At 38.5% G+C, this 24,600-nt stretch carries 17 protein-coding genes and 1 pseudogene; 8 read left to right on the forward strand and 10 right to left on the reverse strand.

The window, feature by feature from the left end; all coding sequences use genetic code 11:
- Positions 1 to 71: 71 nt before the first annotated feature.
- The 5 genes from ilvD to H4J73_RS15890 form a co-directional block, all read right to left on the reverse strand.
- A complete protein-coding gene (ilvD, locus tag H4J73_RS15870) occupies positions 72 to 1,778 on the reverse strand; it encodes a dihydroxy-acid dehydratase (RefSeq protein ID WP_182223570.1) in 1,707 nt (568 codons plus the stop codon).
- A gap of 169 nt (positions 1,779 to 1,947) precedes the next feature.
- Complete coding sequence (locus H4J73_RS15875; RefSeq protein ID WP_182223571.1) at positions 1,948 to 2,208, reverse strand: hypothetical protein; 261 nt, start codon at positions 2,206 to 2,208, stop codon at positions 1,948 to 1,950.
- A gap of 110 nt (positions 2,209 to 2,318) precedes the next feature.
- Positions 2,319 to 3,233 (reverse strand): diguanylate cyclase, encoded by a 915-nt coding sequence (locus tag H4J73_RS15880; RefSeq protein ID WP_182177309.1) that lies wholly within the window; start codon positions 3,231 to 3,233, stop codon positions 2,319 to 2,321.
- 59 nt (positions 3,234 to 3,292) lie between these two features.
- Complete coding sequence (locus H4J73_RS15885; protein WP_182223572.1) at positions 3,293 to 6,778, reverse strand: response regulator; 3,486 nt, start codon at positions 6,776 to 6,778, stop codon at positions 3,293 to 3,295.
- Between the two features lie 62 nt (positions 6,779 to 6,840).
- Positions 6,841 to 8,997 carry a TonB-dependent receptor gene (locus H4J73_RS15890; RefSeq protein ID WP_182177313.1) on the reverse strand — a complete coding sequence of 719 codons (2,157 nt, stop codon included), beginning with the start codon at positions 8,995 to 8,997 and terminating at the stop codon, positions 6,841 to 6,843.
- A 1,488-nt stretch (positions 8,998 to 10,485) separates the two neighbouring features.
- Between H4J73_RS15890 and H4J73_RS20650 the strand changes: the two genes are divergently transcribed.
- The 6 genes and pseudogenes from H4J73_RS20650 (at position 10,486) to H4J73_RS15915 (ending at position 15,783) form a co-directional block, all read left to right on the forward strand.
- A complete protein-coding gene (locus H4J73_RS20650) occupies positions 10,486 to 10,590 on the forward strand; it encodes a LysR family transcriptional regulator (RefSeq protein WP_259367855.1) in 105 nt (34 codons plus the stop codon).
- Positions 10,591 to 10,728: 138 nt separating this feature from the next.
- Positions 10,729 to 11,147 (forward strand): annotated as a pseudogene (locus H4J73_RS20655) (substrate binding domain-containing protein).
- A 356-nt stretch (positions 11,148 to 11,503) separates the two neighbouring features.
- Positions 11,504 to 11,899, forward strand: coding sequence for a DoxX family protein (locus H4J73_RS15900; protein WP_182177315.1), 396 nt, complete (start codon positions 11,504 to 11,506; stop codon positions 11,897 to 11,899).
- An 80-nt stretch (positions 11,900 to 11,979) separates the two neighbouring features.
- On the forward strand, positions 11,980 to 12,999 hold the full coding sequence (locus H4J73_RS15905) for a glutathione S-transferase family protein (protein WP_182177317.1): 1,020 nt from the start codon (positions 11,980 to 11,982) through the stop codon (positions 12,997 to 12,999).
- Complete coding sequence (locus H4J73_RS15910) at positions 12,987 to 13,976, forward strand: glutathione S-transferase family protein (RefSeq protein WP_182177319.1); 990 nt, start codon at positions 12,987 to 12,989, stop codon at positions 13,974 to 13,976. Before H4J73_RS15905 ends, H4J73_RS15910 begins: the two co-directional genes overlap by 13 nt.
- Positions 13,977 to 14,235: 259 nt before the next feature.
- Entirely contained in the window at positions 14,236 to 15,783 is a 1,548-nt protein-coding gene (locus H4J73_RS15915; protein WP_182177321.1) for a glutamate synthase-related protein, read from the forward strand.
- 126 nt (positions 15,784 to 15,909) lie between these two features.
- On the opposite strand, the gene groL is transcribed toward H4J73_RS15915, so the two are convergent.
- The 3 genes from groL to H4J73_RS15930 form a co-directional block, all read right to left on the reverse strand.
- Positions 15,910 to 17,553, reverse strand: a complete 1,644-nt coding sequence (groL, locus tag H4J73_RS15920; RefSeq protein WP_182177325.1) for a chaperonin GroEL — start codon at positions 17,551 to 17,553, stop codon at positions 15,910 to 15,912.
- A 119-nt stretch (positions 17,554 to 17,672) separates the two neighbouring features.
- Positions 17,673 to 17,966: a co-chaperone GroES gene (locus H4J73_RS15925; protein WP_182177327.1), complete on the reverse strand. Its 294-nt coding sequence runs from the start codon at positions 17,964 to 17,966 to the stop codon at positions 17,673 to 17,675.
- A 118-nt stretch (positions 17,967 to 18,084) separates the two neighbouring features.
- Positions 18,085 to 18,597: an FxsA family protein gene (locus H4J73_RS15930; protein WP_182177329.1), complete on the reverse strand. Its 513-nt coding sequence runs from the start codon at positions 18,595 to 18,597 to the stop codon at positions 18,085 to 18,087.
- 158 nt (positions 18,598 to 18,755) lie between these two features.
- On the opposite strand from H4J73_RS15930, the gene cutA reads away from it, so the two are divergent.
- Positions 18,756 to 19,067, forward strand: coding sequence for a divalent-cation tolerance protein CutA (gene cutA, locus H4J73_RS15935; protein ID WP_182177331.1), 312 nt, complete (start codon positions 18,756 to 18,758; stop codon positions 19,065 to 19,067).
- Between the two features lie 5 nt (positions 19,068 to 19,072).
- Positions 19,073 to 20,899, forward strand: a complete 1,827-nt coding sequence (locus H4J73_RS15940; protein ID WP_182177333.1) for a protein-disulfide reductase DsbD — start codon at positions 19,073 to 19,075, stop codon at positions 20,897 to 20,899.
- Positions 20,900 to 20,949: 50 nt separating this feature from the next.
- Here the strand turns inward: H4J73_RS15940 and H4J73_RS15945 are convergent, their stop codons facing one another.
- Both H4J73_RS15945 and H4J73_RS15950 read right to left on the reverse strand, forming a co-directional pair.
- Positions 20,950 to 23,415 (reverse strand): bifunctional diguanylate cyclase/phosphodiesterase, encoded by a 2,466-nt coding sequence (locus H4J73_RS15945; RefSeq protein WP_182177335.1) that lies wholly within the window; start codon positions 23,413 to 23,415, stop codon positions 20,950 to 20,952.
- Complete coding sequence (locus tag H4J73_RS15950; RefSeq protein WP_182177337.1) at positions 23,416 to 24,600, reverse strand: hypothetical protein; 1,185 nt, start codon at positions 24,598 to 24,600, stop codon at positions 23,416 to 23,418.

A 24,600-nucleotide genomic window follows, 5' to 3' on the forward strand; every position in this document is an offset into this window, starting at 1 on the left:
TTAAAAGTAATATAAAAAACCCAAACAGAAAATACTGTGCTGAGCTTTTTATGCACTAACAAAGATTATGCTTAGAAGTCGTCGAGTACTGCACCTTTACTGGCACTGGAGGCGTTAAAAGCAAACTTGGCTTGCACTCCACGGTTATAACGTGGCGTTGGCGCTTGCCAGCCTTTTTTACGCTCAGCAAGCTCATCATCGCTGATATTCAGTTGCAGTAGTAACTGTTTAGCATCAATGGTGATGGAGTCGTCTTCTTCAATGAAGGCGATGTTACCACCTGCAGCGGCTTCAGGCGCGACATGTCCGACGACCATCCCCCAAGTACCACCAGAAAAACGGCCATCAGTAATTAAGCCAACGCTTTCTCCCAAACCTGCGCCAACAAGAGCGCCTGTCGGTGCTAGCATTTCTGGCATACCTGGGCCACCTTTAGGACCTAAATAGCGCAGTACCATGACATCACCCGCTTTAATTTTACCCGCCAATATGGCCGCGAGAGCAGTTTGTTCGTCGTTAAAGACACGAGCTGGGCCGGTCATTACGGGGTTTTTTAAACCGGTGATCTTAGCCACACAACCTTCCGGTGACAAATTACCCTTAAGAATGGCCAAGTGACCCTGCTGATACATAGGGTTGCTGATAGGACGAATCACATCCTGATCTGCTCGTGGCACCTCAGGCACGTATGTCAGTACTTCTGCAATGGTCTGTCCTGTTATAGTCAAACAGTCGCCATGCAGTAGACCGGCCGTCAATAATATTTTCATGACTTGTGGGATGCCACCAGCTTGATGCAAATCGACAGCCAAGTATTCTCCGCTCGGTTTGAGGTTGCACAGTACGGGGGTCTTTTGGCGGACTCGTTCAAAATCGTCAATAGTCCATTCCACTTCAGCCGCATGGGCGATGGCTAAGAAGTGAAGCACGGCATTAGTCGAGCCACCAGTGGCCATGATGACCGCCACAGCGTTTTCAATTGATTTACGGGTCACAATATCACGCGGTTTGATATTCTGGCGGATCGCTTCAATCAGTACCTTGGCAGACTCTGTCGCGGAATCTACTTTCTCATCATGCGGGTTAGCCATGGTTGATGAGTAGGGCAGAGAAATACCCAGTGCTTCAAATGAGCTCGACATAGTATTCGCTGTGTACATACCACCGCAACTACCGGTGCTTGGAACAGCTCGGCGTTCGATTTGCAACAAGTCTTCATCGCTCATTTGTCCAGCAGCATGTTCGCCCACGGCTTCGAAAACACTGACAATATTAAGTGCTTTCCCCTGATACTTTCCGGGCAGTACGGTACCGCCATAAACATAAATAGAAGGCACGTTGGCACGCAGCATACCCATTAGGCCGCCAGGCATATTCTTATCACAACCTCCAATGACTAATACGCCATCCATCCACTGACCCTGTACGCAGGTTTCAATACAGTCAGAGATCACTTCGCGGCTGATTAATGAATACTTCATGCCCTCGGTACCCATGGCCATACCATCAGAAATAGTCGGGGTACCAAAAACTTGAGCATTCCCCCCCGCTTCTTTGATCCCCGCTATTGCGGCATCAGCCAACTTTTGCAGGCCACTGTTACATGGAGTAATAGTGCTGTGCCCATTGGCGACACCGACCATAGGTTTAATGAAGTCTTCTGCCTTATAACCCATAGCATAATACATCGATCGGTTCGGTGCGCGTGAAGGCCCTTCTGTAATATTTTTACTACGACGATTGATTTGGTCGCTGGTATTTTTGCTGTTTTGCGTCATGATGTTTCTCGTCGGAAATAAATGTGGGTAGACATAAAGTATGCACTAGGAAATAAAGCTATTCCAGATATTTAGCATGACTCAATCCCTCCAAAAGCCAAGTTAATATATAAAATATGGTATTTACATTATTACTCTCTAAATGAAATACCCCACCTTTGCATTGCCCTCAACTTTCGTAGGCCATCATTAATGCTTGCATCGTTAACCCCCTATCAGCGATCAATTTAGCAAGTAATTCAATATGCTCATTTCTTTCGGTAATCACAATGATTAAGCTGCCATGGTTTACGGATTTTTTGATGCTGTTAACAATCATTTCATTTCTAGCTTGGTCACAAACTAAGTGTTCGGCTCTGTTATAGGTTAGCTTCACCAGATAGCAAAAGTACTTTTCTCTATAACACCCTATCAAAAACAGATAGTTCATCGACCCATCTATTAGGTAATTCCTTTTACATATAGCGTCCAGTTAATGAATACAAAATTTTGAAAAAAATAGTGACAAAAAAGCAGAAACCAACGATTTTTTCCTGAAGGCTAATTGCGCCATATAACACAATTGCGTCCCTCTTCTTTTGCTTGATACAGCATATCGTCAGCCAACTTAAACGTCGCTTCAGAACACATTTGCTGCGTTGGAAAGCAATTGACCCCACCAATACTGATTGTCAGGTATTTATTACTGGTATTTTTTTTGTGCTCTATTTTCAGGTTTTCCACAGCTTGGCAACAAGATTCCATTATACTAAAGGCATCTTGAGCTGGCGTGTTTGGCAGCAATACCACAAATTCCTCGCCTCCATAGCGAGCAACAAAATCAAAAGGTCTTTTTAATTGCTTAAAAATGACTTGTGCCACCTTTTTTAAAGCTTGATCTCCTGCCAAATGCCCGTATTGGTCGTTATATTGTTTGAAATAATCTATATCAATCATAATCAGAGATAAAGATGTATTTTTTCTGACGGACATTCGCCACTCAAGAGCAAATATTTCGTAGAACTTTCGACGATTAGCGACACAGGTTAACGAATCTACATTTGCTAACTGCTCAAGTTGTATGCGCTGCGCTGCCAATTTCAAATGTAAATTAACACGCGCAAGTACGATATCAATATGAAAAGGTTTTTGAATATAATCGCAGGCACCTAATGCCAAGCCTTGACTTTCATCGACTACATCTGTCAGACCTGTAATAAAAATGACAGGGATAGCAGAAGTTTCCTTATTCTTTTTCAGTTGCTTGATAACTTCAAACCCACTCATACCCGGCATGATAATATCCAATAAAATAAGATCAGGCTTAAATTTTATTATTTTTTCAATGCCCTGCGTACCATTTTTTGCCAAAATAATATTAACCTTTGACTTAAAAAGTTCACTTAAGATTTTAAGATTAGCTTTTTCATCATCAATGACTACGATAGTTTGTCGCTCAGGAATTGAATTTTTCATAATATTTTCTCCAGCGATACTCAGATATTAGACAAAGATAAATTCTACATGGCTAATGGCTAATGGCTAATTTGAGCATACAGTTTATCGGCATATTCCGATGCTTCTTCATATTCAATACTATCCACAAGTTCAATTATTTTGTTAATAACAAATGAATACTCACTATCCTTACACATTGCTTGTATTCCGGGTAAATATTTTTCCACTGAAAAATCAGAAGCTTTCAGCAACGGTCTTATTTTATCCAAATCGTTGATGAGATTTTTAATTGAAAATGAAACTGTCAGCTCAGTTTGAGTAGCATTAACTATACAAGAAAGTTCTGTAAGTAGTGTATCCAATTCCTTTAATGTTATATCGAATAAAGCCCTGTTTGGCGATCCTTCGAGTAAGTTGTATTCCAGCTCATCACATAATGTCGATAATTCAACAGCTCCTATGTAGGCAGCATTCGACTTTAGCGAGTGTATAATACGATGGAGAGTCTCCCAATATCCCTTTTGATACAAATGTTCAAGAACTTCTTTTCCTTCTTGAACATTCACAAAATCATTTACTAAACCTAAGTAAAGCTCAACATTGCCTTTTAAATTACCTAAGGCTAAATCAAATTTAATGCCTTTTACCTGCTGAATTAAGGATAATTGATCTTGAATATTTTTAGGGATATCAGCGAGTAAAACAGCTGTATTATCAATATTGAGTTCTGCCTCTACAGATGTGCTTACATGTGTTTCAATCTTCACATTCAAAAAACTGACCAATGTTTTATACAAAATATCAAGATCAATCGGCTTAATTAGATGTGTATTCATGCCAACCTCTCTGCTTTTTTCTACATCACTTTGCATCGCATGGGCTGTCATCGCGACTATAGGTAAGTTAACCAATTTCAATGTCTGGCGGATTTCTCTAGCGGCCGTTAAACCGTCCATTTCCGGCATCTGAACATCCATCAGAACTAAGTCGTAAGTCGATTGTTGTAACTTTTCCAATGCAATCAAACCGTTTACTGCAATATCCACTTGAACATTCGTATCCTTCAAAAACCCTAACATTACTTTACGATTAAGAAGATTATCCTCCACTAATAAAATATGAAACGAAGCTAAATTCGGCGCAGTAACTTCGGTTTTAACCGCGCGCGGATTTACTTCCATATGAGGTGAGAGAACTTTAATAATAGCATCTATTAATATTGATTGATTAACCGGTTTTTCAATGAATCCTTGAATAGGTGTGTCACAGATGAGTGGTTGAGCCACGTATTTGTCATAAGCTGAAACCATTAAAATATGTGGTGATTTTTTGATACTCAACTTACTAATATGACGCGCAGTTTCAATACCATCCATATTGGGCATTCGCCAGTCCATAAAAATAACATCATAGTAAATATCATCGTTTTCAGAGCGCTTAATAAACTCAAGTGCCTCTCTACCTGATCCAGCTTCATCAGCATGAATACCGAGGTCATTTAGAAGAGACTGTAATACAGTTCTAGCCAGGGGTGTATCGTCTACTATAAGTACTTTCAGGCCTGATAACTTATTTTTATCAACCAATATTTTCCAATTGAAATCGACTTTTTCTACTATTACTGTAAAGTGAAACGCTGTACCTTTACCCACTTCACTTTCCAACCAGATTTCTCCATCCATTAATTCACTCAGCTGTTTTGATATCGCTAAGCCAAGACCTGTTCCCCCATATTTTCGTGTCACAGAATCATCGGCTTGAGAAAAAGACTGAAATAATCTAGATTGCTGCTGCTCAGTCATGCCAATACCGGTATCAATAACAGAAAATTGCAACAGTAACTGTTGTTTCCTGTCTTCTTTAATCTGTAATTTGATACAGATGGTGCCTATTTCAGTAAATTTAACGGCATTACTAATTAAATTAACAAGGATTTGCTGGAGCCTATAAGAATCTCCTACAAGCTTGGGAGGTATGTTTTTATCTACATGCAGAATTAACTCAAGGCCTTTATCATGGGCCTTTAAAGCACTAAGATTGATTGCTTTACTTAATAACTTCTCTAATGAGAATGAACTTTTTTCAAGGGTTAGCTTACCCGCTTCTATCTTCGAAAAATCGAGAATTTCATTAATTAATATTAAGAGATCTTCACCTGACTCCAAAATACTTTTAATATTATCTTCTTGTTCATTATCCAATTCTGTTTTAAGTGTTAAGCGGCTTAAACCAATCACCGCATTCATAGGTGTACGTATTTCATGACTCATTTTTGCTAAAAAGTCAGACTTAGCTTCACTGGCTGCTTTTAACTTTAAGTTAGAGACGGCAAGCTGTGAAGTTCTTCGATCAACCTTAACCTCTAAGCTTTTATTTAATTCTATATTTTCTTCATTAATCAAACTAAATTTATTGGCCATCGCAAAAGCAAGTAATATAGATTCCAAGGCAAAACCAATTAGCCCCAAAAGATATCCCGTAATACTTATAGGAGGTAATAGATCAAACGTAATCAAATTATTAAGCATATTCGGCACGGATAGCGTTATATATGCCAATACAAAATATCTTGCCGGCCTAAAACCAAGTCGCCAAGAATAGATACCCGCATAAAAAGCTAAAAACACATAAATACTACTTACTATTGTCATTAACCAAAAGCCTGTACCGGGATCTGCCATAACAACAGGTATGCAACAAATAACAAAGCGAGCAAAGTAAATGGAAAGTTTATTTAGTTTTGGATGAAATTCTTTCAACTTCAAAAAATGTGAATAAAAATAAATACCAAAAACTATCATCAGAGCAACACCTAACCAATGTAGGTGTGGATACGAGTCGCCTGATATTCGAGGAAAAATCAATTGAAAATGAGTCCAATAGAAAACCCATGATCCTGTAAATAATGAATAGTAAAGATGACTGAGATCTTTAAAAGCCATGTATATCAAAAAATTATAGATGCACAACGAGAGTCCGATCCCCAAACACAGTACAACAATTAAATTTTCAAGTGTCACTTGATCTTTAAACGCTTCAACCGGTGTGACACGTATATTAAGTGATAAGTAAAAATAGCTACTTTCAATAAAACCAATAATATAGTGTGGTTCACCTCTATTTAGCGTGATGTTATTACCGTAATGAAAATCGTATTCAGTTGGATAGTTTTCTCCTGAGAATACCTGCTGTACTCCGTTTTGAGAATAAATGGAGAAGCGCATTTCCTCAATTAACGTATTATAGGGGTACAAAACAAAGTCACTGTATTCAGACTGGTTATAAATTTTTATCACAAACCAGAATTTATCTCCACTGGCGCTGATTGCTGTAGGAGGTAATACTTTTTTATCTTCAAGCCACCCAGGTATGTCATCTAAACCGGCAGGAAATTCTACGTCGTCTGCTTGGTAATATGTGACAAGATCGCTAAAGTCTCGATCAACGGTAGAAGAATTTAATATTAGCGGCTCTGCCTTTGTAGCACTTACACTAAATGACACGACACACAACAGAGCGACACACAACAAAGCATTAGCATATATGAATGTTTTTCTTAACATAAAGTCAATCAACCTAATAAGACTAGAAGCGCTAAACAGCAATAGTTAAATAGCAGAGGTTTTTAAAATCGCCAATTTACATCAAGACCAAAATGCCGAGGCATTGGCATAATATAATAATCAAACATAAACGTTTGCTGTGCATTAATGGCATAAACGGGCTCATTGTTTTCTTCAATATTTTTAATCCACAGTGATACATCATAACTTTCATTTGCAGACGACCAAGTAAACCTAGCATTTGACTGCATATAACCGTCTGCTTTAATGCCCTCATACCCATAGTCATCATTGTAAGCAGAGAACCACTGTTTACTCACATATTGACTATTAAAGTGTATTGATACCTCTCCCCAACTCCCCCTAGCCGCAATGTAATCTACAGAAATGTTCATATTTACACTGGGCGCCGAAGGTAATTGGTTACCAGAAAGGTCAACGGGTAAACTTGTAGCCGGGTTTGTTAAGCTAAGTTCATTATACTCTGTATCGAGTAAACCAAGACCTATATTAATTGATAAGGCTTCGGACAGTAGCGCACGAAACTCTAATTCTGCACCATCAATGTACGAGCTACCTGCATTTTCCAGAAATCGTACAGCACCAACAATATTAACCAGTTGTTGATTCTTATAATTATTGTGAAATAGCGCACCATTAAACTGTAAGCGGTTATCCCACCAACGAGACTTTATCCCAATTTCGTAAGCCTCTACCGTTTCAGGCTCAGCTATTGTCAATTCAGTTGTGCTGAAGGTTGCACCACCATTGAAAGCACTACTGCGATACCCCTGACTATAACTACCATAAAGCATAAACTCATCGGATAATTGATATTTCAACCCCATACTACCGCTTACTTTGTCATCGTTGTAACGCTTAGATGGCTGATCTACAATTAAGTCATAGGCGTGATTAGCATCATAATCGCCCACCCATGAATGTACATTAGAAAGTCTTCCTTTATCCTTGGTATAACGCACGCCCAAAAAACCTTCTAACAACTCATTAATGTCGTAGGTTAAATGCGTATAAATAGCCTGAGAATCACGCTGTTGTTGATAGCGTTGACCCACTGTAAAACCACTGGTCGCTAGAGAAGGATCAAAAGGCACTCCTAAAGACTCAGTGAATAACAAAAAGCTCAGGTCATTTTGAATTTTCATTTTATCGTGACTAACAAACACACCAACAATAGCATTAAGATCGCCCTCAAAATTGGTCGTTAAACGTAGATCTTGTGACCACTGTTCAATCTTACTACTCCAATCTATTTCAAGAATTGAGACAGGTGAACCATCGCCGTTTTCATTTAACGCTTTACCCTTCGACCATGCTGTCACGGAGGTATAATCAATATCTTTTGTCAATGCACCTTTTACGGTTAAATTAAGACTATCTGTTTCTGTGTTATAGGTACCCACTTTATCTTCAGAGCCTTCAAAGTCATCATAGTTCTGTTCAATACGTTGTTCTATTACGCCACCACTAAAAAAGCCCGCCACATCATAACCATTTGGGCCTCGCCCTTTAGCAATAATACCCGCCGTATTACCAAGCGTTTTACCCGACTGTAAACGTAATATTGCATCAATCGACTCTGTTTTATAACGTAACGAGGTTCGAAGCGCCCAATTGTTAATTTCTCGCAAATCTTCAGCGCCTTCATAGTTATTTTCATAAAACCCATCACTGTCGCTGTAGGTAAAAGCGGTTCTTAGTCCCAAAGTATCATCAAGAAATACGGTTTCACCTGCGCCTGAAACGCGAAGGTTATTATTATTGCCGTAGGATAAATACCAGCGTGCATTTCGCTCAAATTCAGGGACTCTACTCGTAAAATTGATAGCGCCAGCGGTCGTGTTTCTACCATATAACGTTCCTTGAGGACCACGTAAAACTTCGGCACGCTCAATATCAAACAACTGTGAAGCTTGCATAAAAGATGCCTCAACTGGTGACTCATCAACATAAATACCAACAGGGCTAGATTGATTGGTATTAAAATCCGTCATACTAATGCCACGTAATGTGAAAATAGGCTGCGCATCTCCATAAGGTTGTGATACCTGTAGATTTGGCGTTTGTTGAGCAATGTCTGATGGCAAGAGAATACCCAAGCTCGACAATGATTGGCTATCAAAAGCCGATATTGAAACCGGCACCCTTTGAATATTTTCAGTGCGTTTATGTGCCGTTACCACGATGACTTCCAACATCGGATGTGGCTTTGGGATTATATTTGATGGTTCTGATAATACTAAAACTACGTTTGACGCCGATTCGCTCTGTTCATTTACAACTAGTACGTCCTGCATCTGGGCAGAAGAGAAAAAAGATAATAGAAAGAAAGGAGCTACAAACGTTAAAGAAAAGCGTGAAGGAAACACCTGCATATTATATTGAAGTCCACAAAAAACCTTAGCATTAACTATAAGCATGCAATAGATTAATTTCAATGAACAATACCTCTATTCAACGGTATAGGCTCTTACATTACGCTCTTTCTTATGAATAACATGAAAAATTATAATGTTTTTATTTTTAATATATTATCAAAGACCTATTTCATAAATATTTTATCATTACCCATAAATATAATTTTCTGAATCTTGATACTTAATACGACTATAAAAAAGCCTAGTTGTTACTGATTGTAGGTCTACATCTAGCAGAAATATTAACTAATAACAGAAAAAATATAGTATAGATCTTATTTATATTTTCCAAAAAGTTAAGAGTCAGTAAGGATCCACATGGATGATATTTATCTCTACCAAAAAATTTGTTTTTACAAAATATAACGTTTAGAGTTTATGACGTATCAACTTGATATTTTTTCATTTGATATCATAAAGTTATATTAAGGACATAAGTATGAATAATCTTCCTCCCTATATTAATTACTCAGGCAACATAATTATACATCCACCTGCAATATGGATAATGCCGATATGTATGGTTTTTTGTAAAAGGAAAACTTAATTAGTTGATTAGTTGATTAGTTGATAAAAGTAGAAGATCCCTTTTCGAAATCAATAACGTAGCATAAACCAAGCCCACAGTGAGCACCTGGGTAGTTTACACTTTTCATTTTATCCTTCTTTAGAGAATAATCATTTGACAATATATGCTTTTACCAGAAAGCTAGATAGGGTTGAAGAAACCGAATATCGCTATTCGGGCTTTCATCTAAATGATTAGAGCTGTATAGATTTAGAGTTTAGACCTTACTTTACATCATGCCGTCCATTAGGCTATAGAACATTGAAAATGGCACCCCACTTTATCCCCTTTGAATCATGCAACCCTATGCAATGCATATAGATGATTTCATAGTTTGATGAATAGAGAAAGTGATACTAAGGATATTTTATGTAAAGTATGTATGTTCAAGTTAGTCTGTATTTTGCGCTCTCACAATAGGAATAAGCGCTCTGATGGTTTTTTTGAATGGTTTGAAACATATTAATACTCATGCTTATTTTAATAAACCTGTTTTTAATCGCAAGTTAATGCTTAGAACTTGATGAAAAGCTGATAATTATTAGCATATAAGGAATAAACACTAGTTAACTGGGAATATAGTTAACTAAAAGGAAACACTAATTTCGTAAACGCCTTGGAGGTAATATGGGACAGCTTGAAGATATACATATTTTTCTGCGTATTGTTGAAACGGGCGTCATTACAAAGCTGCTGAGCAAATGAATATTGCTAAATCAGCGGTGAGCACACGTTTAGCCTCACTAGAACACAAACTTGGTATCAAGTTAATAAATCGCACCACCCGCATGGCTAGTATTACCTAAGCTGGCCAACATTATTATCAACGCAGTAAATTAATTCTTGATGACGTTGAAGAGTTAAATAGCCAAACTTATAAAAGAACAAGAGCATTACAAGAAACGCTAAATATTGCCGTACCTTTATCATTTGGGCTTAGTCACTTGGCTCCGGCACTTGATCTTTTTCTGAAAGAGCATGCTGATTTAAAATTGAAGATTAATTTTTCTGATCAAAAAATAGATATTATTGAGCAGGGCGTAGACTTGGCATTTCGTATTGGTCAATTAGATAATTTTTCCATGCAGGCCAGAAAAGTAGCCCTATTAAATATGTATTATGTGCTAGCCCCAAATATTTAAAATTACATGGCGAGCCAAAGAGCCCTGAAGATCTCAGGCGACATAAAATACTTAAATATGGCAGCCCCAATCAAAATGGCCTTATATCCTTAACTCAGGACGGTAAAGAACAAGTTGTGTATCTTGAGCCGCATTTTATCGCTAATAATGGAGACTTTCTTAAATCTTTAGCTGAATCCAATCACGGGACCAGTTACTTACCCAACTTTATCGTCTGGTAGTCGCTGGCAACGCAAACTTTAGTCCCTGTGTTAAAACAGTATCAACTGCAAACCATACATGCTTATGCCGTTTACCCACCCAATAGGCATTTACCGCTTAAAGTACGTAGTTTGATCGACTTCCTAATTGAAAAATTTGGTGACAAGCCTTATTAAGATAAGTCTTAGTCAAAAATATGTTTACCACCGCACCAAAATATTATTCTCAAAATGGAAACAATGATTTCTTTTATCTTATGTTTATCCACTTTTAGTTTACTAATAAGATTACCTCATCAACACAACAAGTCGTTTTGAGCAAGACCTAAAACGGCCGCAATAAAAAAACTTTAGTAAACTAAATTTGGAGATTTATCATGAATACATTACAAACTTTTGCAGCACCAACAGGTCGTTTTTTCTTAGCCATCATGTTCTTTATGTCAGGACTAACAAAGATATCACAGTATGCAGGCACTCAAGGTTACATGGAGGCAATGGGCGTTCCAGGCTTTTTACTACCACTGGTTATTTTAACTGAGGCACTTGGCGGCTTAGCGATTATTTTAGGTTGGAAAACAAAATATGTCGCCCTTGCATTAGCTGGTTTCACTGTGTTGTCTGCAATACTTTTTCATGCCGATTTTAGCAATCAAGCAGAGATGACTAACTTCATGAAAAATATCGCTATTGCAGGTGGTTTCTTAACGTTATTTGTTCATGGTGCAGGTGATTATTCACTTGATAATCGTGCTAACAAAAAGTCTGCTTAATTGATGAACTACGAAGGGTGGTAATTTCTATTGCCCTTGATATAGCTAATTTTATATTCGAAGAATTTTAGGAGTAGACAATGGGACTTTTAGTTGAAGGCAAGTGGCAAAATGAATGGTACGACACAAAATCAACCGGTGGCCGCTTTGAGCGCAAAGCCCCCAGTTTTCGTAACTGGATAACAAAAGATGGCAGTGCTGGCCCATCAGGTATTAGCGGTTTTAAAGCTGAGCCCAGCCGCTACCATCTATATGTATCATTAGCCTGCCCTTGGGCACATCGCACCATTATCTATCGCAAACTTAAAGGCTTGGAAGGCATGATTTCAATGTCGGTAGTGAATGCTTTTATGGGCGATGAAGGTTGGACATTCGCACCCGGTGAAGGCGTAGTAGCTGATCCAATTCATAATGCCTTGAACGTCCATGAAATCTATACGGCGGCTCAAGCGGATTATACGGGTCGTGTAACGGTTCCCATTTTATGGGATAAGAAAACCAATACTATTGTCAGTAATGAGTCTCCTGAAATTATTCGCATGTTTAATTCAGCATTTGATGAAGTGGGCGCATTACCTGGAGATTTTTCACCGCCAGCATTATTAGCTGAAATCGACGAATTAAATGACTTCATTTATCCAACCATTAATAACGGTGTTTATCGCGCTGGCTTTGCTACCACTCAAGAAGCGTATAACGAAGCGGTGGTTGAGGTCTTTGATGCCCTTGATACCTTAGAAGCACGTCTAGAAAACCATCGTTACTTAACCGGAAATACTATCACTGAAGCCGATTGGCGACTATTTACGACATTAGTGCGTTTTGATGCGGTTTATGTGGGTCATTTTAAATGTAATTTACGCCGTATTGTTGATTACCCAAATGTTTGGGGTTATCTACGAGATTTGTACCAAGTACCGGGCATTGCTGACACTGTGGCAATGGATTATATCAAAGCGCATTACTACGCAAGCCATGAAACGATTAATCCTACGCGCATCATACCTTCAGGGCCATTAATTGACTTTAATACAGCGCATGGTCGTGAGCATTTTTCTGCCGAAAAAAAACATACAGAGCGTAAATCATGGGTCAATTAGTTGATGGTAAGTGGTTAAATGACGAACAGCTGCTGGCGTTTGAGCAACAGCAATATAAAACTGCCAAGGGTCGATTTCAACGAGGCACGGCAAAATGTCGAAACTGGATCACCGCTGATGGCAGTGCCGGAATTTCAGGAGAAAGTGGTTTCAAGGCAGAGGCCGATCGTTATCACCTTTTTGCTGCACTTAACTGTCCGTGGGCGCATCGCACTTTAATTTATCGAAGTGTTAAGCAACTTGAAAACGTTATTTCGCTTTCACTGGTTAAGCCGTTACGCACCGAAAATGGTTGGGTATTTACTAGTGATGATACAAGTGCTAACCCTCGCTTTACAGATACCCTGCTGGGATTATCGGCCCTACATGAATTGTACGTAAAAGCTGTCCCTGATTATAGTGGTCGTGTGACCGTACCGGTGCTTTGGGATAAACAGCAGAATAAGATTGTTAGTACGGAATCATCGGAAATCATTCGCATGTTTAATCGTGTTTTTGATGAAATTACTGGTGACGCTCAGGACTTTTATCCAGACGCATTAGCCCAGGAAATTGATGAGCTTAATGACTACATTTATCAAAATATTAATAATGGGGTTTATCAAACAGGTTTTGCCAGAACACAAGGTGCTTATGATGAGTCTGTTGTCAAAGTCTTTACCGCCCTTGATAAACTTGAGCAGCGTTTATCGACTAACAAATACCTTTTAGGTGACAATATTACCGAAGCTGATTGGCGTTTATTACCCACCCTGGTACGTTTTGATGTTGGGTATTTCACTGCGTTCAAATGTAATTTGCGAGCGTTAAGGGATTACCCTCATTTATCTCGATACCTTCAGGATGTAGTTAACTTACCCAATGTTGGCAAAACCATTGAACTTGATGTGTATCGTAAAGGCTATAACTCGGCCAGCCCATTACGCAATCCACACGGTATTGTGCCCATTGGATTAAAGCCCGCTTTTTCTTATTAAAATACTTAGAGGCATAGTAAAGGTCGATAATAAATACGTTATTAATACTGAGCGTTAACTATGAATATGCTTAAACCGGATAAACAAAATAGCGTTGTCACTGAGACTCGTAGCTTGTGTGGCTATTAATACTTGGGCATGCAATGGCAGCGCTATATCATCATTTTGTTAAAAAAGACCGAACGTTAAAGAAAATAACCTTTGATAAGCAAAGCTAAAATTAAGTAGATATAGACAACAACTAGAAAAGGAAACAACAATGACTAACCCTATAATTGCAGCGATAGTGCCCAAAAAAGTGAGCCTTAATAAAGGGGAAGAATATTACTTTTGTAGCTGTGGCCAATCAAATAACCAACCTTTTTGCGACGGCTCTCATGCGGGAACTGACTTTACACCCAAACCTTTTACCGCCCAAGAAAGCGGAGATGCCTATTTATGCCAATGTAAACATACGGGTAATAGCCCTTTTTGTGATGGTAGTCATAAAAAGTTTAATAAAGAGCAAGTGGGCAAAGAAGGGCCCGGTGTTCAAATTCAAACAAGCAACGTAAGTAATATGCCGACTGCTAGCGCAACCAAGGAAGAGCCAACCGTTGAATTGATTCATCAACTGGCCAGAGAAGGTTTGTCTAAAATGGGGCATCATGGTCCTATGACATCAATGGGGGTACCACGTTATCAACTGCCACACTGGGATGACCTACAAATAATGGTAGCACAAATGGCCAACAAACCATTGATGGAAAATGTGCCTGTGAATACCGAGTTAGTCATCGGTCCTATGGCTAAAAGACCACTTAAACTCGATATCCCATTGTTTGTATCGGACATGAGTTTTGGCGCACTCTCTGAAGAAGCTAAAATTGCTCTGGCAACCGGGGCGGAACTCGCAGGAACAGGTATTTGCTCAGGAGAAGGTGGAATGTTACCTGAAGAGCAGGCAGCGAACTCAAAATATTTTTACGAGCTGGCAAGTGCAGGATTTGGCTATGATAAGTCTACACTCAAAAATGTTCAGGCATTTCATTTTAAAGGCGGACAAGGTGCAAAAACGGGAACAGGTGGTCATTTACCCGGTAACAAAAATACAGGTAAAATTGCCGAAGTTCGCGGTATTGAGGAAGGTACCCCCGCCATTTCTCCACCAACGTTTAAAGATTTACATACGGCCGCAGACTTTAAAAATTTTGCCAACCGTGTGCGTGAAGTCACCGGCGGTATTCCCATTGGATTTAAACTCAGTGCCAATCATATCGAAGAAGATATTCAATTCGCATTAGATGCCAGTGCTGATTACATTATTTTGGATGGCAGAGGTGGCGGTACAGGTGCTGCACCTGAAATGTTTAGGGATCACATTAGTGTACCAACAATTCCAGCCCTTGCTCGTGCTAGAAAGTATTTAGACGAACAAGACGCGAGTGGACGAGTCACGCTAATTATTACTGGTGGTTTAAGAGTTCCTATCGACTTTGTTAAAGCGTTAGCTTTAGGTGCAGATGGTGTCGCCGTATCAAACAGTGCTATGCAGGCTATAGGCTGTGTAGCCGCAAGAATATGTAATACCAATAATTGTCCTGCGGGTATTGCTACGCAGAAAAAAGATTTGCGCCAGCGCTTAAATGTTGAAAAATCCGCAGTTCAGCTGAAAAACTTTTTCGAAGCCTCCACCGAACTAATGTCAGTCATGGCAAGGGCATGTGGCCACGATTCTTTTGAAAAATTCAATAGCCATGACTTAGCTACTTGGCACAGGGAAATGGCACTACTTGCTGGCGTAAAGTATTCAGGGATGGGTAGTTAAAGATGAACTAGTCAAGGTGGAATTAAACAAATCATTAGCAATGAAAAATCATCAAAAAAGCCCGCAGATTATAAAACCTGCAGGCTTTAAAAGTGTCACATCGCAAGCTTATGCAATGCTACGCATTTACATCATGCCGCCCATTCCACCCATACCGCCCATATCAGGCATTGCAGATGCGCCGGCATCTTTAACTGGTGAATCAGTGATCATAGCTTCAGTTGTTAACATTAAACCGGCTACAGAAGCAGCAAATTGTAATGCACTACGTGTTACTTTAGTTGGGTCAAGAATGCCCATTTCTAGCATATCACCGTAAGTAGAGTTGCCAGCATTGTAACCGAAGTTACCTGTGCCGTTACGCACTTCGTTTAATACGACTGAAGCTTCATCACCACAGTTAGCAACGATTTGACGTAATGGCGCTTCCATTGCACGAATCGCAACGTTAATACCATGTGTTTGATCTTCGTTAGCACCTTCAAGGTCTTTAATAAGGTCAGCAGCGCGAACTAAAGCAACACCACCACCAGCAACAACACCTTCTTCTACCGCAGCGCGAGTTGCATGCAATGCATCTTCAACACGGGCTTTTTTCTCTTTCATTTCAATCTCTGTTGCTGCGCCAATTTTAATAACCGCAACACCGCCAGCTAATTTAGCTAAGCGTTCTTGTAATTTTTCTTTGTCGTAGTCAGAAGATGAGTCTTCGATTTGACCACGAATTTGCATTACGCGACCTTGAATATCAGCTTCGTTACCAATACCGTCAATAATCGTTGTATTATCTTTGGTGATAACAACACGCTTAGCTTGACCTAAATCTTCTAATGTTGCTTTTTCAAGCTCCATACCGATTTCTTCAGAAATAACCGTACCACCCGTTAATGTCGCAATATCTTGTAACATTGCTTTACGACGGTCACCAAAACCAGGTGCTTTAACCGCGGCTACTTTAACGATACCGCGCATGTTGTTCACGACTAATGTTGCTAAGGCTTCGCCCTCAACATCTTCAGCAATAATTAATAATGGCTTACCTGCTTTTGCAACACCTTCTAAAGTAGAAAGTAATTCGCGAATGCTGCCTACTTTTTTGTCTACTAATAAAATGAACGGGCTTTCTAATTCAACAGTGCCACTTTCTTGGTTATTAATAAAGTAAGGAGATAAATAGCCACGGTCAAATTGCATACCTTCAACAACGTCTAATTCGTCAGTTAATGCCTGACCTTCTTCAACAGTAATTACGCCTTCAGTACCGACTTTTTCCATCGCTGTTGCAATAATTTTACCCACTGTTTCGTCAGAGTTAGCAGAGATAGTACCTACTTGTTCAATCGCTTTGTTATCACTACATTCTTGTGACAAACCTTTTAACGCTTCAACAGCAGCAATAACAGCTTGGTCAATACCACGTTTTAAATCCATTGGGTTCATACCCGCAGCGATCGATTTCAAACCTTCGTTAACGATAGCTTGCGCTAAAACAGTTGCAGTAGTTGTTCCGTCACCGGCTTCATCATTGGCTTTAGAAGCAACTTCTTTCACCATCTGTGCGCCCATGTTTTCAAATTTGTCTTCTAATTCAATTTCTTTTGCAACAGTAACACCATCTTTGGTGATAATTGGACCACCAAAAGATTTGTCTAATACAACATTACGACCTTTAGGGCCTAATGTTACTTTTACCGCGTCAGCTAAAACATTTACACCACGTAGCATTTTTGCTCGTGCGTCATTACCAAATAATACGTCTTTTGCAGCCATGTTGTTTCTTCCTATATTTGTTAGTTTGTCGAACATCGTTCGACTACAATAATTTATGCACTGTAAGTTGAGGCTTAGCCTAACGAATTCCTACAGTTTATATAAAGTCAGTAGCGTTACTATGACTCAACAATCGCTAGAATGTCTGATTCAGAAAGGATCAAAACTTCTTCGCCATCAATTTTTTCAGTTTTAACGCCGTAACCTTCACTAAAAATAACTTGGTCACCTACTTTTACGTCTAAAGCACGTACTTCGCCATTTTCTAAAATGCGACCGTTACCCACAGCAATAACTTCACCGCGCGTTGATTTTTCTGCAGCACTTCCTGTTAAAACAATACCACCTGCTGATTTTGATTCTATTTCTTTACGTTTAATTATTACGCGGTCATGTAATGGACGAATGCTCATTAATTTTCTCCTGAGAGTTTGTTCGCTCTCAATAAATTTAAAATAAAAGGTTATAAAACTTTGTTGCAATTAAAGATGGGGCTAATTTAATACTTCACAAGCCCCGTTAAAACATTTTTTATTCTTTGCGCTCATACTCACCTTCAAGCGTTTCACCTTGGTGGTGTTCAATCGGCTTCTTAGTGCCTAAACCCTGTTCAAATGGATCAGACGTAACTGGCTGTTCTTGCTGAGTATGCACTGAACTTTGATAAGTAAAACCAGCCGCGCTTTGATTCATGACTAAATGTGACTGCACTGACTTGATCAACATACTTCTCACACTAGGGATCAGCAGTGATAATCCAAAAATGTCAGTAACAAACCCTGGGGTCACCAAAAGTATGCCAGCAACCAGTAACAGTAATCCGGCAACGATTTCATCTGACGGCATGTCGCCTTGTGCCATTTTGGTTTGTACTGAGTTTAAGGTGGCAATCCCCTGCTGCTTAACATTTTTTGCGCCCAACCATGCGGTAATAATAACAATAGCAATCGTTGGCCATGCACCAAGCCAAGCGCCAACATTAATCAGCACCATAATTTCGATAATAGGCACGGCAATAAAAAGGATAAATAAAAATCGAAACATTTAAAATCTCTTCATTAAAAAAATGGATATAAGATGAAACATATATGGGGTTGAGCAGGTCTTTTTCAAGCATCAGGTAATAACAAAGGATTTCGAATAATGACGAGTTACTCATTTAAATTAAAAGCACTTAAGCTTTTGTTAAGGAAAGTTAGTTAATGTTTCAAGTAATAATGTGTACTTGCCCTGATATAAACAATGCAAAACTTATTGCACAACACTTAATAAAAGAAAGGCTTGCCGCTTGTGTCAATATTATTCCTAACGTTATCTCTATTTATCGCTGGCAAGATGCGATTGAATGTGACAAAGAAATACAGTTAATCATAAAAACACAAAGCGACAAATTTAACGAGGTAGCTAATGAAATAAAACGCTTACATCGTTATGATACCCCTGAAATTATCGCCATGAACATCCAGCAAGGCGACAATAGTTATTTAAACTGGATCAATGAGTCTTTAAAATAGTTGTTATGAAAAAAATTGTCTTACTTTTTTGGTTGGTCTTAACCAGTATCTTTTTACAATTACCCCATACTCAAGCTCAGGAATCAATTTTTGACACTTCATCTTCGTCTTTATTTAGTAACGATGATGAGTTCCTTAGTGTTGAGGAAGCCTTTGAATTTAATTTCCATCAAAAAGAGGATCAACTAGAGGTCACCTTTACAATAGCTAAAGGCTATTATTTATATCGTCATCAGTTTAAGTTCAGCATTGAAAACGCAGAGATAACCCCCTTTGAACTGCCTAAAGGTGAAGACCATGAAGATGAGTTTTTTGGTGTTCAACAAATATTTACTGAGCAACTTAACTTTACGATTAAGCTGATTAATGTTGAAAATGACGCCAGTATAAAAATACGTTATCAAGGTTGTGCAGCAAAAGGCTTATGCTTTCCACCAAAAAGTAAAGTGGTCGAGTTATCAAAATTTAGTCATCAAAAGGCCAGTGATGCTAACAATGTTTTAGCGGCTATCTCGGCTAATAATGAAGCTGAAACAACATCGTTAACTGTTGAAAGTGCTAGCGAGCAGCATCAACTAGCTGACATGTTAAAAAGTGATAATATTTGGCTAACGCTATTAGCTTTCTTTGTAGGTGGTTTACTGCTCTCATTTACCCCTTGTGTCTTTCCTATGTACCCTATTTTGACCGGTATTATTGTTGGTCAAGGCGACAAACTTTCTACAGCAAAAGCCTTTCGTTTATCGTTTGCTTATGTGCAAGGTATGGCAATAACGTACACATTATTAGGTATTGTAGTTGCATTAGCTGGCGCACAATTTCAAGCAATGTTTCAGCACCCTGCTGTATTAATTGTGCTAAGTGTTTTATTTATATTTTTAGCACTCTCTATGTTTGGCATTTTTAACCTTGCACTACCAAGTAGCTGGCAAAATAAATTAAATAACATCAGTAACAGCCAAAAAGGAGGTTCATATTTTGGTGTTGTTGTTATGGGCGCAATTTCTGGCTTAGTGGCATCACCTTGCACTACAGCTCCTTTAACAGGTGCTTTATTATATATATCGCAGTCTGGTGATATTTGGCTAGGTGCTTCAGCGTTATACGCGTTAAGTTTAGGTATGGGTATTCCGTTACTTGTCTTAGGAAGTTCTGGTGGTAAGTTACTACCAAAAGCAGGAACTTGGATGACCGTAATTAAGAATGTTTTTGGTTTATTACTATTAGCTGTACCTATCTTTTTAATGGAAAGATTTTTACCAGAAGTTGTGACACAAACCATGTGGGCAATATTAGTCTTATCAAGCGCAGGTTATTTTTATACGGTTAATCAACAGACAAAAAATAATTTTTGGTTTGGTGTTAGAAGCATTGTGATATTTGTAATGATATTTTTTGGCGCTAATCAAGCTTATCAATTAATCAATCCTAGCCAACAAGTTGCCGCAATCAATCAACAAGTGTTACAAAAACACTTTACGAAGGTAGTAACACTGACTGAATTATTAATGGAAGTAGAGCAAGCGAATAAACAAGGAAAAACCGTGATGGTAGATTTATATGCTGACTGGTGCATCGCTTGTAAAGAATTTGAAGAATATACGTTCAATGCACCTTCAGTACAGGAAGTGCTCAACAATACCCTGTTACTGCAAGTTGATATGACTGAGTTTGATTCTGTTAATAATGCGGCGTTCGCTAAAAAGTACCAAGTCTTAGGTTTACCTTCTATTTTATTTTTTAATCAACAAGGTAAAGAGTTAACTCAGCAGAGGGTAACGGGCTTTATGGGCGCTGAAGAATTTACTGAACACTTACAGAAAATTCTCTAACCCCTCGCCTTCAATAAACAAGCACACTTTAACTCGCACAGCTCTGCGGGTTAAAGTGCTGATACTTTCCAATAACCGTTGACAATTTTTGTGTCAATAAATTCCATCAGTTGTATTTCAGGAATAGGTTTAGAAAAGTAGTAACCTTGAATAATATCACAGTCGTTTTCCGTTAAACTGCGTAACTGGGCACTCGTTTCAACACCTTCTGCGATGACCTGCAACCCTAAGTTTTTCACCATAGCAATGGTTGACATAATAATTTGATAATCAGCTCGATTTTCTAACATGCCAAAAACAAAGCTTTTATCTATTTTAATAACGTCGACTGGCATTTTTTTCAAATAAGCTAAGGACGAATAACCGGTGCCAAAATCATCAATAGCGAAGCTAAAACCGACATCCCTCAAGCCATTCATCATTTCAATTGCACTATCAATATTTTTTACTAAAGTTTGCTCGGTCAGCTCTAGCTCGAAGTGACTTGCTTCGAGCGAAAACTCAGCAAGTAAATCGATTAAATAAGGGGTTAGATGAGGATCGGCAAATTGCCCTGCCGACAAGTTTATCGCAATACGAACATCTGTTAAGCCCTTATCGATAAATGTTTGGCAGAGCTCAAAACAACGCCTGATCACCCAATAACCCAGTTCAACCATATGCTGAGAATTTTCAAGAAGAGGAATAAAATCTTCTGGCGAAACCATACCTCGCTCAGGATGCTGCCAACGAAGTAACGCTTCAAAGCCGTATAGTTTTTTTGTTTTTGCATCTAACTGAGGTTGTAAACTTAAACTAAATTGATTTTTGGCTAATGCCTGCCTGACTTCACTTTCCATCATCACCCGAAGCGCAACTTTTTTATACATTTCCTCATGGTAAATATGATATTTGGCGCCACCGTCATCTTTAGCTTCGTACATAGCAATATCTGCATAGCTAATGAGATCTTCTGACTTAGTCATTTCTTCAGGAGCAAAAGCGATTCCAATGCTTGTACTCACATAAAAAAGGCTATTTTGTATTTTTATCGGTGCTTTAAACGCCTCTAAAATTTCTTCTGCAACAAGCACTGCGTCATTTTCATGGTCTATATGCCCAAGAACGACAACAAACTCGTCGCCACCAAAACGACAAGCCATATCAACTTCCCTAATACTCGAGCGCAAACGATTAGCCGCTTGAATTAACAACTTGTCGCCATCGGTATGACCATGGCTATCATTTACTTTTTTGAAGTCATCGAGATCTAAAAATAAAACGGCAATTTGTCCATCACTGCGTGATACATTGAGAAACGCTTTACGAAGTTGGTAGTTCAACATATTACGGTTAGGTAACCCCGTTAATAAATCATACATGGCAATATTTTCGAGTTCCTTCGTTTTTTGATCAACTTCAATGTTTAATTGTTCAAGTTCAAAACTTAACTCGGTGGCCGCATTTGCCAAAATATCTAGTTCATCAATATATTTACCATTTCTTTGAAGGTCTGTTTGACGAAATCGATCAAATTCTTTTTTTGCCAGTAAAGGTAGAACATCTGATAACACCAGTAAACGGCGTGTAAAGGGACTCGCAACAAAGTGGACAACAATAGCTAATGCAATAAGAATAACGAGCGTAAAAATCAAAAATTGCTGGCGATTATGTTGAAATTTTCGAGTAAAGGCGGTGACATCATCAATAAGAGCAAGGTAGTAGTATCGTTCATTAACATTAGCGATTGGAATTAAATTAATAAGATAACTGTTATCATCTACAGAGGCTTCTATCCCTTGGGTTTTAATGGTTTCGCTGTTAAAATTTTTCTGGTTAGCAACAAACAATTCGCTCACAAGTAAGGTATTTGTAGAGGTGATAAACTGAGCGTCTGCAAGTTTAAGCGTCACCGCACTATCTGTTGCTGATAAAAGGTTATCAACACGAGAAAAGCTGACAATTGCCAACTCATTTTCAAGCGCTTGATTAATATCAAAAATCATATCAACAAGTGAAACTGTCATCGCGACAACGGCCATATCACCTTTGCCATTTAATACCGGTACGGTTATTAACTGCACGCATTGCGCTTGGCAAAATAATGAATGTTCCGGTTGTTGAAGTTCGAGTACATTTTCGATACTCGCCTGAACAAACCTAGGGATCGGATTAGACAGATATAGTTGTTCATTATTGTCAGAAACTAACCAAACATTTTCAACATTTTGATTCATTTGTAACGTATCAAATTGTGCATAAAATTCTTGGGTTAACACATCAAAATTTTGTTGCTCTTTTAAACGGACAATGTCTGAAAAAGATTCCAGCCATATACGTCGTTGCTGCCGCAAAACGTTATTTTGTACGGTAAATTGTGCATGCCCTTTTCTTAAGGTGTCACTTTGATATTGTGTAAATTCTTGATTTAATCTTGATAAAGACTGATAAGAAAAAATAGCGCTCAATAGTATTAAAGCACCAATGACTAACACTAATAATTTAATAGGAACACTAATAAATATTTTTTTCATCATTTAAAACCAATACATTAATTGTACAGCCCACATTTTCCAGTGTTCACTGTTTGCTTGAGGATTGGGTAAAACAATAGGGTTAAGTCGAGCAGTGCCTTTTACCCAGTGGTATTCAGCATTAACTCTAAAGTTATCAGAAAAGTTGTATGAAAATCCTATCATGGCGTCATCTTGATAACCAAAATAGCTCGGCACTAATCCAGCACTTTGTTCTTGTAACTTATTACCTCTTTTATCATCTTTATCTGTATAAAATTTTTCGTAGCGACCAATCAGTGTGAGTTGTTGATCAGCTTTGTAGCGAGCTTGAAAGTAGCCCCCTTGACCCATACTGTCTTGATTAAATGGTTGAGCATAAAAGCCTTCCGTTAAAAACCTTGTTTGCAAAATCTCTGAAGTAAATCTCCATTGCTCCCCTTCAAAAACAGCATTTATAGTATAGTTTTGAAATCGAAATCGACCATCAACAAAAAAATCAAAAGTTGCACTTTTATAGTTAAACTCTGAATCTAATAAAGTTAAACCAAACTTCCATTGTGAAAATCCTGGCCGCCAATAAACACTTGCTTGTGTATCAAGCTCATGTTTGATATTACCCTGAGAAAATTCACTAAGCATAACTTCTGCATCCTTGCTTTTAATAGGACTTTTACCACGACTAAAATTAAAATCGAATTCACCATATTCATCATTGCTATAGGCTACCTTTAATGCGGCGCCATCACCTCCAACGGCGATGTCACGAAAACCGTCAAAATAAAGGCCTTGTGGTAAAATAATTGAAGGTCGTTCAAAAGGAATATCACGCGTACTTGAATGAAGCCAGTGAGCGTTTTTAAAGCGCCCTACAAAAAAATTAACCTGTAACTGCTCTGAACTATAGGCGTTCCAATCTACTAAAAAATAATCAACACGCAAACCTTCGTTGTAGCGATTACCACCATTTAAATAGACAGCTTGTGCAGCAAAGCGAAAGTCATCAGACAATTGATAAGAGGTGTTAAGTCCAATTTCAGTTAACTTTAGCGAAAGTTCACCATCGTCATTTACAAAATTACTGCCATCAACATCGATAACACCTTGAGCAACAAAACCATGTATTTTTAAAGGCTCCGCTGAATGGTCATCTTCAGCAATGACATTGAATGTCAGTAATACTAATAAACATATTAATTTATAATTCAC

It is taken from the genome of Colwellia sp. MB3u-41 (assembly GCF_014076845.1).
In the GTDB taxonomy this organism is placed as follows: Bacteria; Pseudomonadota; Gammaproteobacteria; order Enterobacterales; family Alteromonadaceae; genus Colwellia_A.